At 42.7% G+C, this 16,055-nt stretch carries 16 protein-coding genes; 14 read left to right on the top strand and 2 right to left on the bottom strand.

What is annotated here, in order from left to right; all coding sequences use genetic code 11:
• The first annotated feature begins 139 nt into the window (after positions 1-139).
• From B4U37_RS15890 to yajC, 7 genes are all read left to right on the top strand, one after another.
• Positions 140-706: an intercompartmental signaling factor BofC gene (locus tag B4U37_RS15890; RefSeq protein WP_088018979.1), complete on the top strand. Its 567-nt coding sequence runs from the start codon at positions 140-142 to the stop codon at positions 704-706.
• 166 nt (positions 707-872) lie between these two features.
• Positions 873-1,484 carry a Holliday junction branch migration protein RuvA gene (ruvA, locus tag B4U37_RS15885; protein WP_010195964.1) on the top strand — a complete coding sequence of 204 codons (612 nt, stop codon included), beginning with the start codon at positions 873-875 and terminating at the stop codon, positions 1,482-1,484.
• Between the two features lie 43 nt (positions 1,485-1,527).
• On the top strand, positions 1,528-2,541 hold the full coding sequence (ruvB, locus tag B4U37_RS15880; protein ID WP_088018978.1) for a Holliday junction branch migration DNA helicase RuvB: 1,014 nt from the start codon (positions 1,528-1,530) through the stop codon (positions 2,539-2,541).
• Entirely contained in the window at positions 2,528-2,725 is a 198-nt protein-coding gene (locus B4U37_RS15875; protein ID WP_088018977.1) for a DUF2905 domain-containing protein, read from the top strand. The genes ruvB and B4U37_RS15875 overlap by 14 nt, the downstream gene beginning before the upstream one ends.
• A 407-nt stretch (positions 2,726-3,132) precedes the next feature.
• A complete protein-coding gene (gene queA / locus B4U37_RS15870; RefSeq protein ID WP_088018976.1) occupies positions 3,133-4,161 on the top strand; it encodes a tRNA preQ1(34) S-adenosylmethionine ribosyltransferase-isomerase QueA in 1,029 nt (342 codons plus the stop codon).
• Between the two features lie 270 nt (positions 4,162-4,431).
• Positions 4,432-5,571: a tRNA guanosine(34) transglycosylase Tgt gene (tgt, locus tag B4U37_RS15865; protein WP_047969770.1), complete on the top strand. Its 1,140-nt coding sequence runs from the start codon at positions 4,432-4,434 to the stop codon at positions 5,569-5,571.
• 44 nt (positions 5,572-5,615) lie between these two features.
• Positions 5,616-5,879 carry a preprotein translocase subunit YajC gene (gene yajC / locus B4U37_RS15860; protein ID WP_010195975.1) on the top strand — a complete coding sequence of 88 codons (264 nt, stop codon included), beginning with the start codon at positions 5,616-5,618 and terminating at the stop codon, positions 5,877-5,879.
• 47 nt (positions 5,880-5,926) lie between these two features.
• Here the strand turns inward: yajC and B4U37_RS15855 are convergent, their stop codons facing one another.
• Positions 5,927-6,316: a TIGR04086 family membrane protein gene (locus B4U37_RS15855; protein ID WP_088018975.1), complete on the bottom strand. Its 390-nt coding sequence runs from the start codon at positions 6,314-6,316 to the stop codon at positions 5,927-5,929.
• Positions 6,317-6,448: 132 nt separating this feature from the next.
• On the opposite strand from B4U37_RS15855, the gene B4U37_RS15850 reads away from it, so the two are divergent.
• Positions 6,449-7,111: a DUF421 domain-containing protein gene (locus tag B4U37_RS15850; RefSeq protein WP_187443831.1), complete on the top strand. Its 663-nt coding sequence runs from the start codon at positions 6,449-6,451 to the stop codon at positions 7,109-7,111.
• Positions 7,112-7,165: 54 nt separating this feature from the next.
• Here B4U37_RS15850 and spoVB read toward each other — a convergent pair whose 3' ends face one another.
• Complete coding sequence (spoVB, locus tag B4U37_RS15845) at positions 7,166-8,722, bottom strand: stage V sporulation protein B (RefSeq protein WP_088018974.1); 1,557 nt, start codon at positions 8,720-8,722, stop codon at positions 7,166-7,168.
• 165 nt (positions 8,723-8,887) lie between these two features.
• Here spoVB and B4U37_RS15840 point away from each other — a divergent pair, with 165 nt between their 5' ends.
• From B4U37_RS15840 to B4U37_RS15815, 6 genes are all read left to right on the top strand, one after another.
• Positions 8,888-9,169, top strand: a complete 282-nt coding sequence (locus B4U37_RS15840) for a post-transcriptional regulator (protein WP_088018973.1) — start codon at positions 8,888-8,890, stop codon at positions 9,167-9,169.
• Between the two features lie 176 nt (positions 9,170-9,345).
• A complete protein-coding gene (gene secDF / locus B4U37_RS15835) occupies positions 9,346-11,595 on the top strand; it encodes a protein translocase subunit SecDF (RefSeq protein ID WP_088018972.1) in 2,250 nt (749 codons plus the stop codon).
• A 117-nt stretch (positions 11,596-11,712) separates the two neighbouring features.
• On the top strand, positions 11,713-12,603 hold the full coding sequence (locus B4U37_RS15830; protein ID WP_088018971.1) for a cation diffusion facilitator family transporter: 891 nt from the start codon (positions 11,713-11,715) through the stop codon (positions 12,601-12,603).
• A 21-nt stretch (positions 12,604-12,624) separates the two neighbouring features.
• The gene (locus B4U37_RS15825) at positions 12,625-12,945 is read left to right on the top strand and encodes a LapA family protein (RefSeq protein ID WP_088018970.1); all 321 of its coding nucleotides are present in this window, start codon (positions 12,625-12,627) and stop codon (positions 12,943-12,945) included.
• Positions 12,946-13,140: 195 nt separating this feature from the next.
• On the top strand, positions 13,141-15,486 hold the full coding sequence (recJ, locus tag B4U37_RS15820; RefSeq protein ID WP_088018969.1) for a single-stranded-DNA-specific exonuclease RecJ: 2,346 nt from the start codon (positions 13,141-13,143) through the stop codon (positions 15,484-15,486).
• A gap of 14 nt (positions 15,487-15,500) precedes the next feature.
• Complete coding sequence (locus B4U37_RS15815) at positions 15,501-16,013, top strand: adenine phosphoribosyltransferase (RefSeq protein ID WP_010195994.1); 513 nt, start codon at positions 15,501-15,503, stop codon at positions 16,011-16,013.
• Positions 16,014-16,055: the final 42 nt, after the last annotated feature.

Here is a 16,055-nt window from a genome sequence, read left to right as displayed (position 1 = left end):
GGCTGTTTTTTCTTTGTTTAAAATTTCCCTAATACTCATGGTTAATATTCCTAAATATGGTCAAACTAAAAAAAGATAAGAACAATTAAATATTGGAATAGAAATAAAACTAATGAGAATGTGAGGGGGCAATGTAACAATGAAACCCATCATACTTAAAAAGTGGATCCTTCTGGTAGTTGTGTTCGTTGCCGCAACTGGATTGCTTTATACGTTTGCCACTTATGAAGGTGCAGCAGATGAGAATGAATATGTGGATGAAGAAGTATTGGAAGATGCGTTTGAAGTAAACGGCCCATTAACATTGAAGGTAGTGTTGGAGCGGATTTACTTGGATGGTGAAGTAAGTGAGGAGATTGTGGACCAGACCGTGTGGGCAATGGAGGACTTTTGGGCTCAATACGAAGACTGGCAAGTTATTGACCTGGACGGGGAACAAGTTGTGTTCCAACAATACATCGATGACATATCACCACTATTGAAATCCAATGGGTACTTTGGAATCTCAGAAGAGGGAATCCTTACCATCTATGAAGGAAAGCCAACAGAGGCATCTAAGATCATCCAATCTTTTTTCCAGATTGATGTAGGAAAACTCGAAAGCCACCAGCACGAGCAATTAAAGGGTGGAATTAAAGTGGGGACCAAAGATGAATATGTACATGTACTTGAGACTTTCAAGCCTTATACGACCAAAAAACAATAAACAGGCCGGCGTTCTGCTGGTCTGTTTTTCGCGTTGATTCAAGACAAGGTAAAATACCTTAACAATTGTACTAAAATATGCTATCTTTTTCTTTTGAGCCGATTGTTTCTTCTATTCATGGTAAAATGAAGAGTAGAAGCTGAACGAAAAGGGGAGTATTTTTACGTTGATCGATTTTATTAGAGGTTTTGTCGAATACGTGTCACCGGAATATGTTGTGGTGGAAGTGATGGGAGTGGGCTATCAGGTGAATGCACCAAATCCTTTCATTTATCAGGTCGACCGCGACAAAGAAGTGACCATTTATACATATCAGCATGTCAGGGAAGATATTTTGGCCCTATATGGTTTCAAAACAAGAGAAGATAAGAATTTATTTATGAAGCTTTTGAACGTTACAGGCATCGGTCCAAAAGGAGCACTTGCCATTTTAGCATCGGGTCAGCCCGCACAGGTGGTCCATGCCATAGAAAATGAGGATGAAAAATTCCTTGTGAAATTCCCTGGTGTAGGGAAAAAAACTGCAAGACAGATCATACTAGATTTAAAAGGAAAACTGAACGACCTTGTTCCAAGTGCCTTTCCAGATCTGTTTCAGCCTGATGTGGAAGTTAGTGTCCCGGGAGCAAGCAGCTCTGCTTTGGAAGAGGCGTTGGAAGCATTGAAGGTACTAGGATATGGCGAACGGGAAATTAAAAAGATCGTTCCCGCCCTGCAAAAGGAAGATCTTTCTACAGACCAATATGTAAAAAGGGCATTGCAACTGCTGTTAAAATAATATGGGACTTGAAACAGATTCTTAAGAAAGGGGGAACCACATAATGGACGATCGCATGGTATCGCAGGATGCAACCTTAGAGGAGCATTCTTTAGAATATAGCTTACGGCCTCAAACCCTGCAACAATACATTGGCCAGGATAAAGTGAAGGAAAACCTGGAAGTATTCATCCAAGCGGCAAAAATGCGCCAGGAAACATTGGATCATGTATTGCTTTATGGCCCTCCAGGACTGGGGAAAACGACGCTTGCAGCCATCATAGCCAATGAGATGGGAGTTCAGCTTCGCACCACAGCGGGACCTGCTATCGAGCGGCCAGGAGATCTTGCCGCCATTTTGTCTGCCTTAGAACCGGGTGATGTTCTTTTTATCGATGAAATTCACCGTCTTCATCGGTCCATAGAAGAAGTTCTTTATCCTGCCATGGAGGACTATTGTTTAGATATCGTGATAGGAAAAGGACCAACTTCAAAGTCTGTTCGTCTGGATCTTCCTCCTTTCACGCTTGTTGGGGCTACCACAAGAGTGGGCTTATTGACGGCACCTTTAAGGGACCGTTTTGGGGTACTGAGCAGGCTGGAATATTATAACGAAGAGCAATTAACAGAAATCTGTTTGCGCACTGCACAAATCCTAGAGATTGGACTAGAACTAGACGCAGCCACAGAGATAAGCAGAAGAGCAAGGGGAACCCCTCGTATCGCCAATCGACTATTACGAAGGGTAAGGGATTTTGCCCAAGTTTTAGGAAAAGATACCATTAGTGCTTCGCTTGCAAAAGAGGCGTTAGATCGCTTGCAGGTTGATAAACTTGGGTTAGATCATATCGACCATAAACTCTTGATGGGCATCATCGAAAAATTCCGTGGTGGTCCGGTTGGCGTGGATACGATTGCAGCAACCATCGGGGAAGAATCCCATACCATTGAAGATGTGTATGAACCATACCTTCTTCAGATTGGATTTTTGCAACGTACTCCCCGAGGCCGGGTAGTGACAGAACTGGTGTACCGTCATTTCAATATGGAGGTGCCAAACAATAATGGAACTGCCTAAAATGCTGATGGTAGCTGGAGCAGTACTTTTAATCGTCGGATTCCTCTGGCAAGTAGTCGGAAAAATCCCAGGAGACATCGTCGTCAAAAAAGGGAACGTAACATTCTTCTTCCCAATCGTAACCTCCATCATCATCAGCATCGTACTCAGTCTAATATTTTATTTCATCGGCCGATTTAGATAAAATAGATTCCACCTGTAGACTGGAGTGCAAGGTGTGAGACTCCAGCGGGGGAGTAACAGTTGGTTGAGAGCACACAACGAAGGAAGCCACTGAGAAACTGAAATATCATGTGCCTGTAATCTCTAGCTGTTGATTGGAGCAAAAGGCGAAGACTCCTGAGGGAGATAGCGCTAGGTGGAGACCCCGCAGGCTTGCAGAGGAGGCTCCAGCAGTGCCCCTAGGAAAGCGAAGCCCTTTGCGGAAATCAACAGCGGTGTCATAACAATATATTAAATTAGTGATATTTTCAGTGGCTTACAACGAAGTGAGGAGGCGCGAGCCCCGTCCTCTGGATAAGCGAACACCTGGAACGCAAGGATACAGGAGTCAACCAGACTCTAAGAAAGCAAACAAGAAAAGGTGACACTATGAAGATAGATTTATTTGATTTCCACTTACCAGAAGAACTAATCGCACAAACACCACTAGAACAAAGAGAAGCATCACGCCTAATGGTACTCAACAAACAAACAGGCAACCTAACACACGAACCTACTTTCCGTTCCATACTCGACTACGTTAAAGAAGGCGATTGCCTCGTTCTGAACGATACAAGAGTATTGCCAGCCAGACTCTTTGGCGTCAAAAGTGAAACAGGAGCAAAAATTGAAGTACTATTACTGAAACAATTGGAAGGCGATACATGGGAAACGCTCATCAAGCCTGCCAAACGTGTAAAAGAAGGAACGGTGGTCTCCTTTGGTGATGGCCGTTTAACTGCCATTTGCACCGGCGAAAGCGAGCATGGCGGAAGAAAACTTGATTTTCGCTATGAAGGTATTTTCTATGAAGTGTTAGATAGTTTGGGAGAAATGCCCTTGCCTCCATATATCAAAGAACAATTAGAAGATCGAGACCGCTATCAAACTGTCTTTGCAAGAGAAACTGGTTCTGCTGCAGCACCGACTGCGGGTCTCCATTTTACAGAAGAACTGCTTGACGCACTGAAGGATAAAGGCGTACATACTGCTTTCATTACCCTTCACGTAGGACTTGGAACATTCCGCCCAGTGAGCGTGGATTCCGTAGAAGAACATGATATGCATGCAGAGTTTTACCAGATGTCAGAAGGAACGGCGAGACTTTTGAATGATGTTCGCAGCAATGGCGGAAGAATCATCACAGTCGGCACTACTTCCACACGAACGCTCGAAACGATTGCACGTGATCATGGAGAGTTTAAAGAGGCGAGCGGTTGGACAAACATATTCATATACCCAGGTTACAAGTTTGCGGCCATTGATGGCATGATCACCAACTTCCACCTGCCAAAATCAACCCTAATCATGCTAGTCAGCGCCCTTGCCGGCCGTGAAAACGTCATGCACGCCTACGAAGAAGCCGTCAAAGAACGATACCGCTTCTTCAGCTTCGGCGACGCCATGCTTATTTTATAAAAATGAAAGAGGCTGTTTCTTTGTAATAAAGGGCCCCTCTGGAGATTGAAGTGCAGGGTGTGAGACTCCTCGAAAATGCTAACGCATTTTCTTCGTGCGATGAATCGCTACGAAGTCTTCCTTGTCCTGCGGGAGGAAGGGAGAGGGAAGACCCCGCAACGAAGTGAGGAGGCTTCCGGACCGCCCGCGGAAAGCGAACACCCGGAACGGAAATCTACAGGTGTTAGCCCAATCAATGAAATGCTTTATAGAAATCCTAAGGAGAATACAATGACAGCAATCAGATACGAACTAATCAAAACATGTAAACAAACAGGCGCACGCCTTGGAATCGTCCACACACCACACGGAAGCTTTGAAACACCAGTATTCATGCCTGTTGGAACACTTGCCACAGTAAAAACAATGTCACCAGAAGACGTCAAAGCAATGGGAGCAGGAATCATCCTGAGCAACACCTACCACCTATGGCTGCGTCCAGGAAACGAAATCGTCAAAGAAGCAGGTGGGCTCCACAAATTCATGAACTGGGATCGTGCCATTCTTACCGACTCCGGTGGCTTCCAAGTATTCAGTCTGAGCGATCTTCGTAAAATCGAGGAAGAAGGAGTACACTTTCGCAACCATATGAATGGAGACAAGCTTTTCCTTTCACCAGAAAAAGCAATGCACATCCAAAACGACCTTGGATCAGATATCATGATGGCATTTGACGAGTGTCCACCATATCCAGCAACACATGAATATATGAAAAAATCAGTGGAACGTACGTCACGCTGGGCTGAACGCTGCTTAGAAGCACATCAGCGTCCACAAGACCAAGGCCTGTTCGGTATCGTTCAAGGTGGAGAATATGAGGATCTTCGTAAGTTAAGTGCACAAGACCTAGTATCTATGGACTTTCCTGGGTATGCAGTCGGGGGCTTATCTGTAGGAGAGCCTAAAGATGTCATGAACCGCACGCTTGAATTCACGACGCCTTGGTTGCCGACAGACAAACCGCGTTACCTGATGGGTGTTGGATCTCCTGATTCCCTGATTGATGGAGCGATTCGCGGGATTGATATGTTTGACTGCGTATTGCCGACTAGAATTGCCCGAAATGGGACATTAATGACAAGTGAAGGCCGATTGGTTGTTAAAAATGCGAAGTTTGCACGTGACTTTGGACCACTAGATCCGGAGTGCGATTGCTATACTTGCACAAATTATTCCAGAGCTTACATCCGTCACCTAATCAAATGTGACGAAACTTTGGGAATTAGGCTAACAACTTACCATAACCTTTATTTTCTGGTAAAATTAATGGAGAATGTCAGACAAGCGATCCGCGAAGATCGTCTGGGGGACTTCAAAGAAGAGTTTTTTGAGAAATATGGATTCAATAAACCGAATGCAAAGAACTTCTAAAATCTCTTCCCATACATGACTGATGAGAAAGGAGGCGTTACAACATGGAAGGAATGGCTGGTGCTATTTTACCTTTAGTATTAATGTTTGCTATTTTCTACTTCTTGTTAATTCGCCCACAACAAAAGCGTCAAAAGCAAGTTCGTGAAATGCAGACTAGCCTGCAAAAAGGGGACAAAGTTGTTACAATCGGTGGATTACACGGTATCGTGGATGCATTGGATGAGGACAAGATTGTCATCAAAGCAGGAGACGGATCTCGTCTTACATACGACCGCCAAGCGGTTAGAGATGTAGTTCAAGACTAATGATTAAAGAGCATGTTCCCTAAGGTGGGTTCATGCTCTTTTTTCTATCAGGCTTTTGACGTATAACCACCGCTAACATTCACTCCAAAAATCCCACCAAGAGCGGCGATCCCGATAAATCCAAGATGAAATAACATTTGCTGCATGGTGAACAAGGAGTCATTTCCTAGGTACTGAAAAAGAAAAATGACAAGTGTATAGGCACCGCCTGTTGCTCCGCCAAGCAGCCACCCTTTTTCTTTTCCACGCCCGCCGGAAATAAATCCACCAATAAACAGCGTAATAAATGATAAAGTCACAATGATCCATGCCACACTAGTTTCTTGAAGTGACGTGAACCGCAAAAGTAAGGAAAATATTAAACTGATGACGATTGCCAACATAAAAACGGTAATCAAGCCATACATGATAGCTAAACCAAGTCGTTTTGATTCCATGCGCACTTTTCCCCTTTCATAGTACATGCTAAGTAATACAAGCATATTCACCAGAAAGTCATTATAGAATATAAATATTTTTTGGGTGGAAACTAAAGCTAGTATTGTCTATTTTCATGGGGGGCGGATGCATTGGAAGAATACATATTGATCATTGCAAGAACGATTTTTCTATATTTCCTTATTCTTTTCATCTTCCGTGTGATGGGAAAAAGAGAAATAGGGGAATTGAGTGTCTTGGACCTGGTCGTCTTTATCATGATTGCCGAAATGGCTGTCATGGCCATCGAAAATCCGAAAGACCCACTGATCCATTCGCTGCTTCCCATGTTTTTGTTAATGGGGATTCAAATACTGCTTGCCTTTGTATCACTAAAAAGCCAACGATTCAGAGATTTGATTGATGGAAAACCTAGTGTGATCATAAATAATGGAAAAATAGATGAAGAGGCAATGAAAAAACAACGATATAACTTTGATGACCTACTTGTCCAGCTCAGGGAAAAGAACGTGAAGAATGTAGCTGATGTAGAATTTGCCATTCTTGAACCATCAGGAAAACTATCGGTGTTTGAGAAAAAGAAGGTGGAAGAGGATTCTGATGAAGAAGGGGCCTCGATGAATCTGCCTTTAGTGATGGACGGAGCTATTCAAGAAGACCATTTAAAGCGGATTGGCAAAACAAATCTATGGCTGAGGCAACAGCTCAGATCACTCGGTTACAAGGATATCCAAAAGATTTCCTATTGCAGCTATGATAATGGAGTGTTTTTTATCGATTTAATGGATGAATAAAGGAAGGGGGTGTCTGAAACGGAGAGTTCCAGACACCCCAAACGGTAAACCCCGCTACCTCGCCAGCCACTTTTTCAAGAATGGCAGCCTTGCAAGTTCTTCCCTTTTTACTAATCCCAAAACCAATAATAGAACCAAATACAGAATGCATGTAAGGATAATCATCAATCCACTCCGTTGACCCACGCCAAGGCCCAGCAGGAAATGGTCGACCATCCACATTCCTGCAATGACACAAATCCCCATGGTAATGAAGCTTTTTACATAATCGCGGATATACAGCGAGTAGTTAAGGGCCTTCATAATGGTTGCCATATGCAACAAGGTAACAAGCATCATTCCAATCACAATCCCAAGTGCCGCTCCCATAATCCCAAAGGCAGGCTTACTGGCCAAAACAAAGATAACAGCTGTTTTCACTGCGGCGCCAATGAAGCTGTTGATCATGGCTGCTTTTGCTAGGTCCAATGCCTGCAAAGTGGCCTGCAGTGGTCCTTGGAAATAATAGAACAAAAAGAATGGGGCCATGACTTTTATATAGATGGCCGCTTTGCTGCTGCCATACATTAATAACATGATAGGCTCCGCATATACGAAAAGAAGTACCACTGCGAGTCCGCCTGTAACAAAGGAAAGCCTTAATGCTTGTTGAAGGCGATGTTCAATAAGAATACTGTTTTTTTTCGCAGCTGCTTCACTTATGGCAGGAACGAGGGCGGTGGATAAGGAATAAGTAATAAAGGACGGCAGCATCATCAATGGAAGTGCAAACCCTACTAGCTCTCCGTACTGCTTGGTGGCCATTGCAGTTGCCACACCGGCAATAGCTAAGCTTTGGGCAACGACAATTGGTTCGAAAAACCAAGCAACTGAACCAATCATTCTGCTTCCCGTAGTTGGAAGGGCAATCCGCATCAAATCACGGAATGTCTCTTTTCCTTCGCCAACATAGTTAAAGAACTTTCGACGCAAACGGAAAGATTTTTTATTTTTAAAAACAAAGAGCATGTAAAGCAAGGACATCAGTTCTCCAACGACTGCGGAAAGCATGGCGCCTGCTGCTGCATATTCGATTCCGTATGGAAGCAATGCTTTTGTACAAGCAGCAACTAAGGAAATCCTGACCACCTGTTCAATGACCTGTGAAATGGCGGATGGTTTCATATTCTGCCTTCCTTGGAAATAGCCGCGTAGGACAGAAGAGATGGCGATAATCGGAACGACAGGTGCTATAGCCATCAATGGGTAATAGGTTCTTGGATCTGTAAATAGATTATTGGATAAGTAAGGAGCGAGGAGAATCATGGCGGGAGTGAAGATAATGCTTAGTGCTCCAGTCGTGGCAAGGGATACGACCAAAATCTTTTTGATCTTCCTATGATTCCCTTGGGCTTCCGCCTCTGCTACCAATTTGGAAATGGCAACAGGCAAACCAAGTTGGGTAATGGTTATCGTCAGTACAAGTGTAGGAACGGCCATCATGTAAAGTCCCACGCCTTCTTCCCCGATAAACCTTGCTACCACTATCCGGTTGACAAACCCTAACACCCTTGTGATCAAACCGGCAATAATTAAAATTAAGGTCCCTCTTAAAAATGTTTGCTTTGTCATGCCATTCCCTGCCTTCTCAATTACTGACTTATCATATACAATTATCTATATGCACAAGAGTGGGCCAAGCATGACAAGTATTATCAAGGTGCTAGGAAAGGAAAGAAGGTTATCAGAAATAAGCATTATAATGAGAGAGTGAATTGAATGGGGGTTCAATCAACAATGAAAAAAGAAACCAATGAACATGCTTATGACCTTTTCCGGTACGACCTGGGTCCGATTTTGCAGAGCAAGCTGGAGGAATTTCAGCTTTTCGGCTATGACACCGTATCTGAGGACGAATTGTGGGAGTGCTTGACTAAAAAGAAATGGAAGCGCCCCGAAACAAAAAGACTGTTTGAACTGGTCAATGATGTGTACAGCTTATCGATCACCGACTATATGAGTTACATCACCATCGAAGCGTATAAAGCACCAAACTATTTCACGTCTCAAAAAGATTAAATTTTCAGCAAAAATTGACAGGCATTAATGGATGAATCATAATGGTACATGATGGCATTGCAACGGCTTTAATTAACTATTTTACATAATTTTACGTGAAGCATGTAAGAAGCCAAGTGTCCATAAAACGGAAGACATTTCATCGATTGTAAGTGCAGAAGGAGGATTTTTCACGAATGGTCAAAAGAGGACGGATAGCAGCATTCTTTTTACTTCTAATTCTAATTGGAAGCACAATTGGAGTGTTTACGAATCCAATTACAAAAGATATTAAACTTGGTCTTGATCTTCAAGGGGGCTTTGAGGTCCTCTATGAAGTAAAACCTATCAATGAAAATAGTGAAGTGGATCGTGATTTGCTTGTAAGTACGGTCAGTGCCCTTTATAAAAGGGTAAACGTTTTAGGGATTAGTGAGCCGAACATTCAAATCGAAGGCGATGACCGTATCCGTGTCCAGCTTGCCGGAGTGGAAGACCAGTCCAAGGCAAGGGAACTTCTATCCACAGAAGCAAAATTATCCTTCCGTGATGTGGATGACAAGTTACTAATGGATGGTTCAGCACTAGCAGAAGGGGGAGCAAGTCAGTCCTTTGACCAAAACAACGCTCCAAGTGTGGCTCTGACGCTTCGTTCTGCTTCTGAATTTGCTGATATTACCCGTCAGGTCCGCGATATGGGTGTTGGGCGCAACCTGATGGTTATTTGGTTGGATTTTGAAGAAGGTGTGGATTCATATGAAGCCGAGGCTGGAAAAGAGGATCCTAAATATCTTTCCGCAGCCCAGGTAACACAGGTATTAAATGAAACAAACGTGCAGATTACAGGGAACTTTTCCATTGAATCTGCTAAAGAGCTTGCCGAGCTATTGAAAGCAGGGTCCTTACCTGTTGAATTGGAAGAAATCTATTCCACGTCTGTAGGTGCTAAATTCGGGGAAACTGCACTTCAGAAAACGGTTCTTGCAGGAATTATTGGTGTAAGTGCTATCTTGATTTTCATGCTTGTATACTACCGTTTGCCAGGCCTTGTGGCGGTTGTCACCTTGAGTACGTATATATTCTTAATTCTGCTAGTGTTTGAATTGATGAATGGGGTACTTACCTTGCCTGGTATTGCCGCGTTGATACTTGGTGTAGGTATGGCAGTTGATGCCAATATTATCACCTATGAACGAATTAAAGAAGAATTAAAACTTGGCAGATCTGCCATGTCTGCCTTCCGTGCAGGAAGCAGAAACTCGTTTTCAACCATTTTGGATGCCAACTTGACTACGCTCCTTGCAGCAGGTGTTATGTTCGTTTATGGAACAAGCTCTGTTAAAGGATTTGCGACGATGTTGATTGTGAGTATCCTATTGAGCTTCATTACCGCTGTTTTTGGTTCAAGACTATTGCTTGGCCTGTGGGTGAACAGCAGATTTATGAATAATAAACCACATCTATTCGGTGTGAAAAAAGAAGATATCCTTGATATCAATATGACAGATGAAAATACGGAGCCACCTAACCGATTTGAAAATTGGGATTTCTTGAAGCATCGTAAAAAGTTCTTTATGCTTTCAGGTGCTTTGATTGTTGCCGGGATTATAGTGCTTGCTGTCTTCCGCTTGAACCTTGGAATTGATTTTGCTAGTGGAACAAGGGTAGAAATTTTAAGTGAGACAAGCCTGACAGCTGAGGAAATTACAGAAGAACTGGCTTCCATTGGTTTAGAACCAAAAGATGTGGTTCTTGCAGGAAATGATAATGAAATTGCTGTTGCAAGATATGTGGATGATTTTTCACAAACAGAGATAGCGGAAGTTAAAGAGTATGTGCAAAATAAATACGGCTCGGAACCAAGTGTTAGCACGGTTTCTCCAACTGTTGGTCAAGAACTTGCAAGGAATGCTTTCTTTGCCATTCTGATAGCGGCTGTTGGAATCATCATCTATGTAACCATCCGATTTGAATGGATGTTTGCACTTGCTGCCATTGTGGCATTGTTCCATGACGCTTTCTTTATTGTATCGTTCTTCAGTTTAACAAGACTAGAAGTGGATATCACCTTCATTGCAGCCCTGTTGACCATTGTCGGTTACTCGATCAATGATACGATAGTTACGTTTGACCGAATCCGTGAGAATCTGAAAAAGAAAAAGCGGGTTAAAACATATGAAGACCTTGAAGAAATCGTGAATAAGAGTTTGCAACAAACCTTCGTTAGATCTATCAATACCGTAGGGACTGTTGTAATTGCGGTTATCGCTTTGCTTATTTTCGGCAGTGAGTCGATTACCAACTTCTCCATCGCGTTATTGGTAGGGTTGATTGTCGGTACGTATTCTTCTTTATTCATTGCAGCACAGCTATGGATGAAATGGAAATACAAACAAATTAGTAGACCTAAAAAAGCTTCTGTAGAAGATCCGGAGCCAGAAGTATAATGAGAGTTGTCACAGCGTAAGATACATGCGCTGTGACATTTTTATTTCTATGTTTTTTAGAAGGATTTGCCTTATTTCGGGTACAATAGAAAGTAGAGAATGCAAAGGGGTGTCGTAATGGAACATAATGAGCGATTTAAGAAGGCCGAATTTGCAGCATTGGTCGGGGTGGTCGGTAACATTGTATTGGCCGGATTAAAAGCTTGGGCTGGAGTAGTTGCCAACAGTCGGGCACTTGTTGCGGACGCGGTTCACTCTGCATCTGATGTTGCAGGATCTTTGGCAGTATACATAGGTTTAAGGGCAGCCAAGCAACCACCTGATGAAGATCATCCATATGGACATGGCAAGGCGGAGAATATTGCTGCCATTATTGTCGCGGTTCTTTTATTGATTGTCGGGTTTGAAATTGGTAAATCGTCTTTTCAGGCTTTTTTTGAACCAATCCAGGCACCAAAAGTTTTAGCTATTTATGTCGTTGTCTTTTCCATCATCGTTAAAGAAATAATGTTTCGATATAAGTACAATTTGGGAAAAAGAATAAAGAGTGACGCCATCATCGTCAATGCATATGAACATAGATCAGATGTCTTCTCCTCCATCGCAGCTCTAATAGGTATTGCCGGTGCTGTCTTGGGAGGGTATATCGGAGTTGATTGGTTAGTATATCTTGACCCGGTTGCCGGGATAGTGGTAGCTATCATGATTATAAAGATTTCCTGGCAGCTTGGTTCGGAATCTATTCACAATACGATGGACCATGTCATGCATGAGGAAGATACAGAAGAATTTCGTGAAGTTGTTTTAACTGTACCTGGTGTGATGAAAATTGACAGCCTTCATGCAAGGGAACATGGTCACTATGTCATCATTGATTTAAAAATTTCCGTTGATCCATACATTACGGTGGAAGATGGTCATAAAATAGGTAAAAACGTGAAGGCGAAACTCGTTGAAAATAGAGAAGTTCAGGATGTGTTCGTGCATATCAATCCATACTATGAATAATTTCAGAAGGGGGAGTTTAAATTGAAGACACAATGGTATCTTTTAGCAGGTGTTCTTTTCACAATCGTAGTCGCCATTTTTGCGGTATTGAATGTAGCGCCTGTCGAAGTGAATTACTTATTCGGTACAGCGGAATGGCCGTTGGTGTTAGTCATTTTATTTTCGACTTTGATGGGTATTGTGATTGCCGGGTCTATCGGGATCTATCAGGTGATCAAAGTTAAACGGCAGATGCAGCAGAAGCATGTTGGTGTTTCTGGGGAAACAGCTGCGGGCGAACATGTGGTTGAGGATAAGGAAAATACGTTAGGTTCAGTTGGGGAGAGACGCAGGTCGAGATAGTGGACCTGTGTTTTTTTGTTGAGTGTATAGAAGAGATTAAGGGTGGTACCAAGAGCTTAAGGGCGGTACCAGACCCCAGCAGTGTGTGTAGAAAGAATCTTCAATGCTTGTTTTTGGGGTCAGGTACCTTTTTTACACCCATTGAAGCTAATACAACTCTCTTGTATAATTAGATAGGCTAAGGGAGGAATTAGTGTGTTAGCTTCTAAATCGAGATGGAATGTAAGTGAATCGAATACAGAGCTGGTTGATCAACTAGCAGAATCTTTGGATATTGCCCCTCTTATTGCTACCCTTTTGGTAAACAGAGGGTTTGACACGATAGATGCAGCAAAAGAATTTTTATATACAAATGATCAAGAGTTTCATGATCCTTTTTTAATGGAAGATATGGACAAGCTTGTAGAAAGAGTAAATCAAGCGATTGCAAAAGAAGAGAAGATCCTTGTGTTTGGCGACTATGACGCAGATGGAGTCAGCTCTACCACCGTCATGGTGACTGCTTTGCGAGAAGTCGGTGCACTGGTTGATTTTTATATCCCAAACCGCTTTACAGAAGGATACGGACCAAATGAAAATGCCTTCAAGCAAGCAAAAGAAAACGGATATTCTGTCATTATCACAGTCGACACAGGAATCTCCGCCCTCTATGAGGCTAAAGTGGCGAAAGAACTAGGGGTGGATCTTATCATCACCGATCACCATGAGCCAGGACCCGAATTGCCTGATGCTTATGCAATCATTCACCCTAAAAAAGAAACATGCTCCTATCCATTTGATGATCTGGCTGGCGTTGGGGTTGCCTACAAGGTAGCACATGCACTACTAGGGAAAAACCCGGAGCACCTTCTTGATGTGGCGGCCATCGGAACTATTGCTGATTTGGTCCCGTTAGTCGGCGAGAATAGATTACTAGCGTCTAAAGGTATCAAAAAGATGCAACAGACCACACGTGTCGGACTGAAGGCGCTTCTTCAAAAATGCGGAGTGGAATTGCATACGGTAACAGAAGAGACAGTAGGGTTTTCGATCGGACCGAGAATCAATGCGGTGGGACGCCTGGATAATGCAGACCCGGCAGTTCATCTTCTCATGACAAATGATCTGGAAGAAGCCAAAATGCTTGCGGAGGAAATGGAAAGTTACAACAAAGAGAGACAGCAAATTGTGACCCAAATTACCGAAGAAGCCATTCAACAGGTGGAAGAGAAATACCCGCCTGAAGATAATGGTTTTATTATTGTGGAGGGAACTAATTGGAATGCGGGAGTGATCGGGATTGTCGCATCACGCCTTGTGGATCGCTTTTACAGACCGACCATCGTACTTAGCTTTGATGAGGATAAAGGGTTGGCAAAAGGTTCTGCCCGTTCCATCGCAGGCTTTGATCTCTTTGAAAACCTTTCGGAATGCCGGGATATTTTGCCTCATTTTGGAGGACATCCAATGGCAGCCGGGATGACTGTGAAAATAGAAGATGTAAATGATCTCAGACAAAGAATGAATCAAAAGGCATTAGAAATCCTGACAGAAGAAGATTTTACGCCTATTACTGAAGTGGATATCGAATGCACGGTGGGTGAGGTAACACTTGCTACAATAGAGCAGTTGGAAATGCTTGCCCCATTCGGTGTGGCCAATCCGAAACCGAAAGTGCTAGTAAAAGGTGTACTGCCACAGCAAATTCGTCAGATTGGAAACAAAAGCAATCACCTGAAATTAGTTATCGAACAGGAAGGAAGTTCCCTTGATTGCGTAGGTTTTGGCTTTGGGGAAACCTATCACCATGTCTCTCCAGGGGCATCCCTTGACGTTTTAGGAGAGCTTTCTATAAATGAGTGGAACAATTTTCGTAAGCCGCAACTATTTTTAAAAGATATCAGAGTGACAGATTGGCAGCTTTTTGATATCCGTTCCATTAAACAGTTAAATCAAACATTAAATGGAATAGATAAGGAAAAACTCCACATCCTATATTTTAATGAAAATACTTTGGAAGAAATAAATCTCCATGATGAGTTACGACCATATGCAAGTATGTTTATAGAGAATGCTGATATGGATTTGACAGGGAAGTATGTTGTAATCCTTGATATTCCATCTGAGGAAGAGCACCTGTCCACTTTATTACAAACCAGTACACCTGAGCGAATCTATGCTTCCTTCTATCAAAAGGAGAATCATTTCTTTTCTACCATCCCGACGAGGGAACACTTTAAATGGTTTTACGCATTACTTGCCAAAAAAGGATCATTTGATCTTAGAAAACATGCAGAAGATATTGCCAAGCATCGAGGCTGGTCAAAAGAAACGGTAGATTTCATATCACAGGTGTTTTTTGACTTAGAATTTGTTACAATAGACAAGGGTTTTATCGCATTAAACCATGCAGCGAAAAAAAGGGACTTTGAAGAGTCTCCAACTTATCGTAAAAAGCAACAGCAAGTGATGCTTGAAAACTTGTTTTTATATTCTTCATATAAACAATTAAAAGTGTGGTTTGATCAGCATCTAACCAAGCAATGCACTGTTCATTCATAGGAGGAAAATAGAAGATGGATTTAAAGAAATTCGTAACAATCGTTCCTGATTGGCCAAAACCTGGTATACAGTTCAAGGATATTACAACGTTAATGGACAATGGTGATGCATACCGTTATGCAACAGACCAAATCGTTGAATATGCTCGCGATAAAGAGGTAGATCTAATTGTTGGACCGGAAGCACGTGGATTTATCATCGGTTGTCCGGTAGCGTATTCTTTAGGAGTTGGCTTTGCGCCGGTTCGTAAAGAAGGAAAGCTTCCACGTGAAGTAGCTCGTGTGGAATACGGTTTGGAGTACGGTAAAGATGTACTGACTATCCATAGAGATGCGATCAAGCCTGGTCAACGCGTTTTGATTACAGATGATCTACTGGCTACAGGTGGTACAATCGAAGCGACAATCAAGCTTGTTGAAGAGCTTGGCGGAGTAGTTGCAGGTATTGCATTCCTTATCGAGCTATCCTACTTGGATGGACGCAGCAAATTAGACGGATTCGATATTCTTACATTAATGAAATACTAATTTTAAAAAAGAACTAGGGCAATCGGATTGCTCTAGTTTTTT

Source organism: Sutcliffiella horikoshii, assembly GCF_002157855.1.
GTDB lineage: Bacteria > Bacillota > Bacilli > Bacillales > Bacillaceae_I > Sutcliffiella_A > Sutcliffiella_A horikoshii_C.
The sequence above is the reverse complement of the archived record's forward strand: the minus strand, read 5'-3'. Positions and strand labels throughout refer to the sequence as shown.

Bases quoted from the DNA above. Each gene is read 5' to 3' on its own strand.
- B4U37_RS15875 (WP_088018977.1), top strand. From the start codon at position 2,528: ATGGAACTGCCTAAAATGCTGATGGTAGCTGGAGCAGTACTTTTAATC.
- B4U37_RS15890 (WP_088018979.1), top strand. From the start codon at position 140: ATGAAACCCATCATACTTAAAAAGTGGATCCTTCTGGTAGTTGTGTTC.
- B4U37_RS15855 (WP_088018975.1), bottom strand. From the start codon at position 6,316: ATGGAATCAAAACGACTTGGTTTAGCTATCATGTATGGCTTGATTACC.
- spoVB (WP_088018974.1), bottom strand. From the start codon at position 8,722: ATGACAAAGCAAACATTTTTAAGAGGGACCTTAATTTTAATTATTGCC.
- ruvB (WP_088018978.1), top strand. From the start codon at position 1,528: ATGGACGATCGCATGGTATCGCAGGATGCAACCTTAGAGGAGCATTCT.
- B4U37_RS15840 (WP_088018973.1), top strand. From the start codon at position 8,888: ATGAAAAAAGAAACCAATGAACATGCTTATGACCTTTTCCGGTACGAC.
- B4U37_RS15830 (WP_088018971.1), top strand. From the start codon at position 11,713: ATGGAACATAATGAGCGATTTAAGAAGGCCGAATTTGCAGCATTGGTC.
- queA (WP_088018976.1), top strand. From the start codon at position 3,133: ATGAAGATAGATTTATTTGATTTCCACTTACCAGAAGAACTAATCGCA.
- yajC (WP_010195975.1), top strand. From the start codon at position 5,616: ATGGAAGGAATGGCTGGTGCTATTTTACCTTTAGTATTAATGTTTGCT.
- B4U37_RS15815 (WP_010195994.1), top strand. From the start codon at position 15,501: ATGGATTTAAAGAAATTCGTAACAATCGTTCCTGATTGGCCAAAACCT.
- tgt (WP_047969770.1), top strand. From the start codon at position 4,432: ATGACAGCAATCAGATACGAACTAATCAAAACATGTAAACAAACAGGC.
- secDF (WP_088018972.1), top strand. From the start codon at position 9,346: ATGGTCAAAAGAGGACGGATAGCAGCATTCTTTTTACTTCTAATTCTA.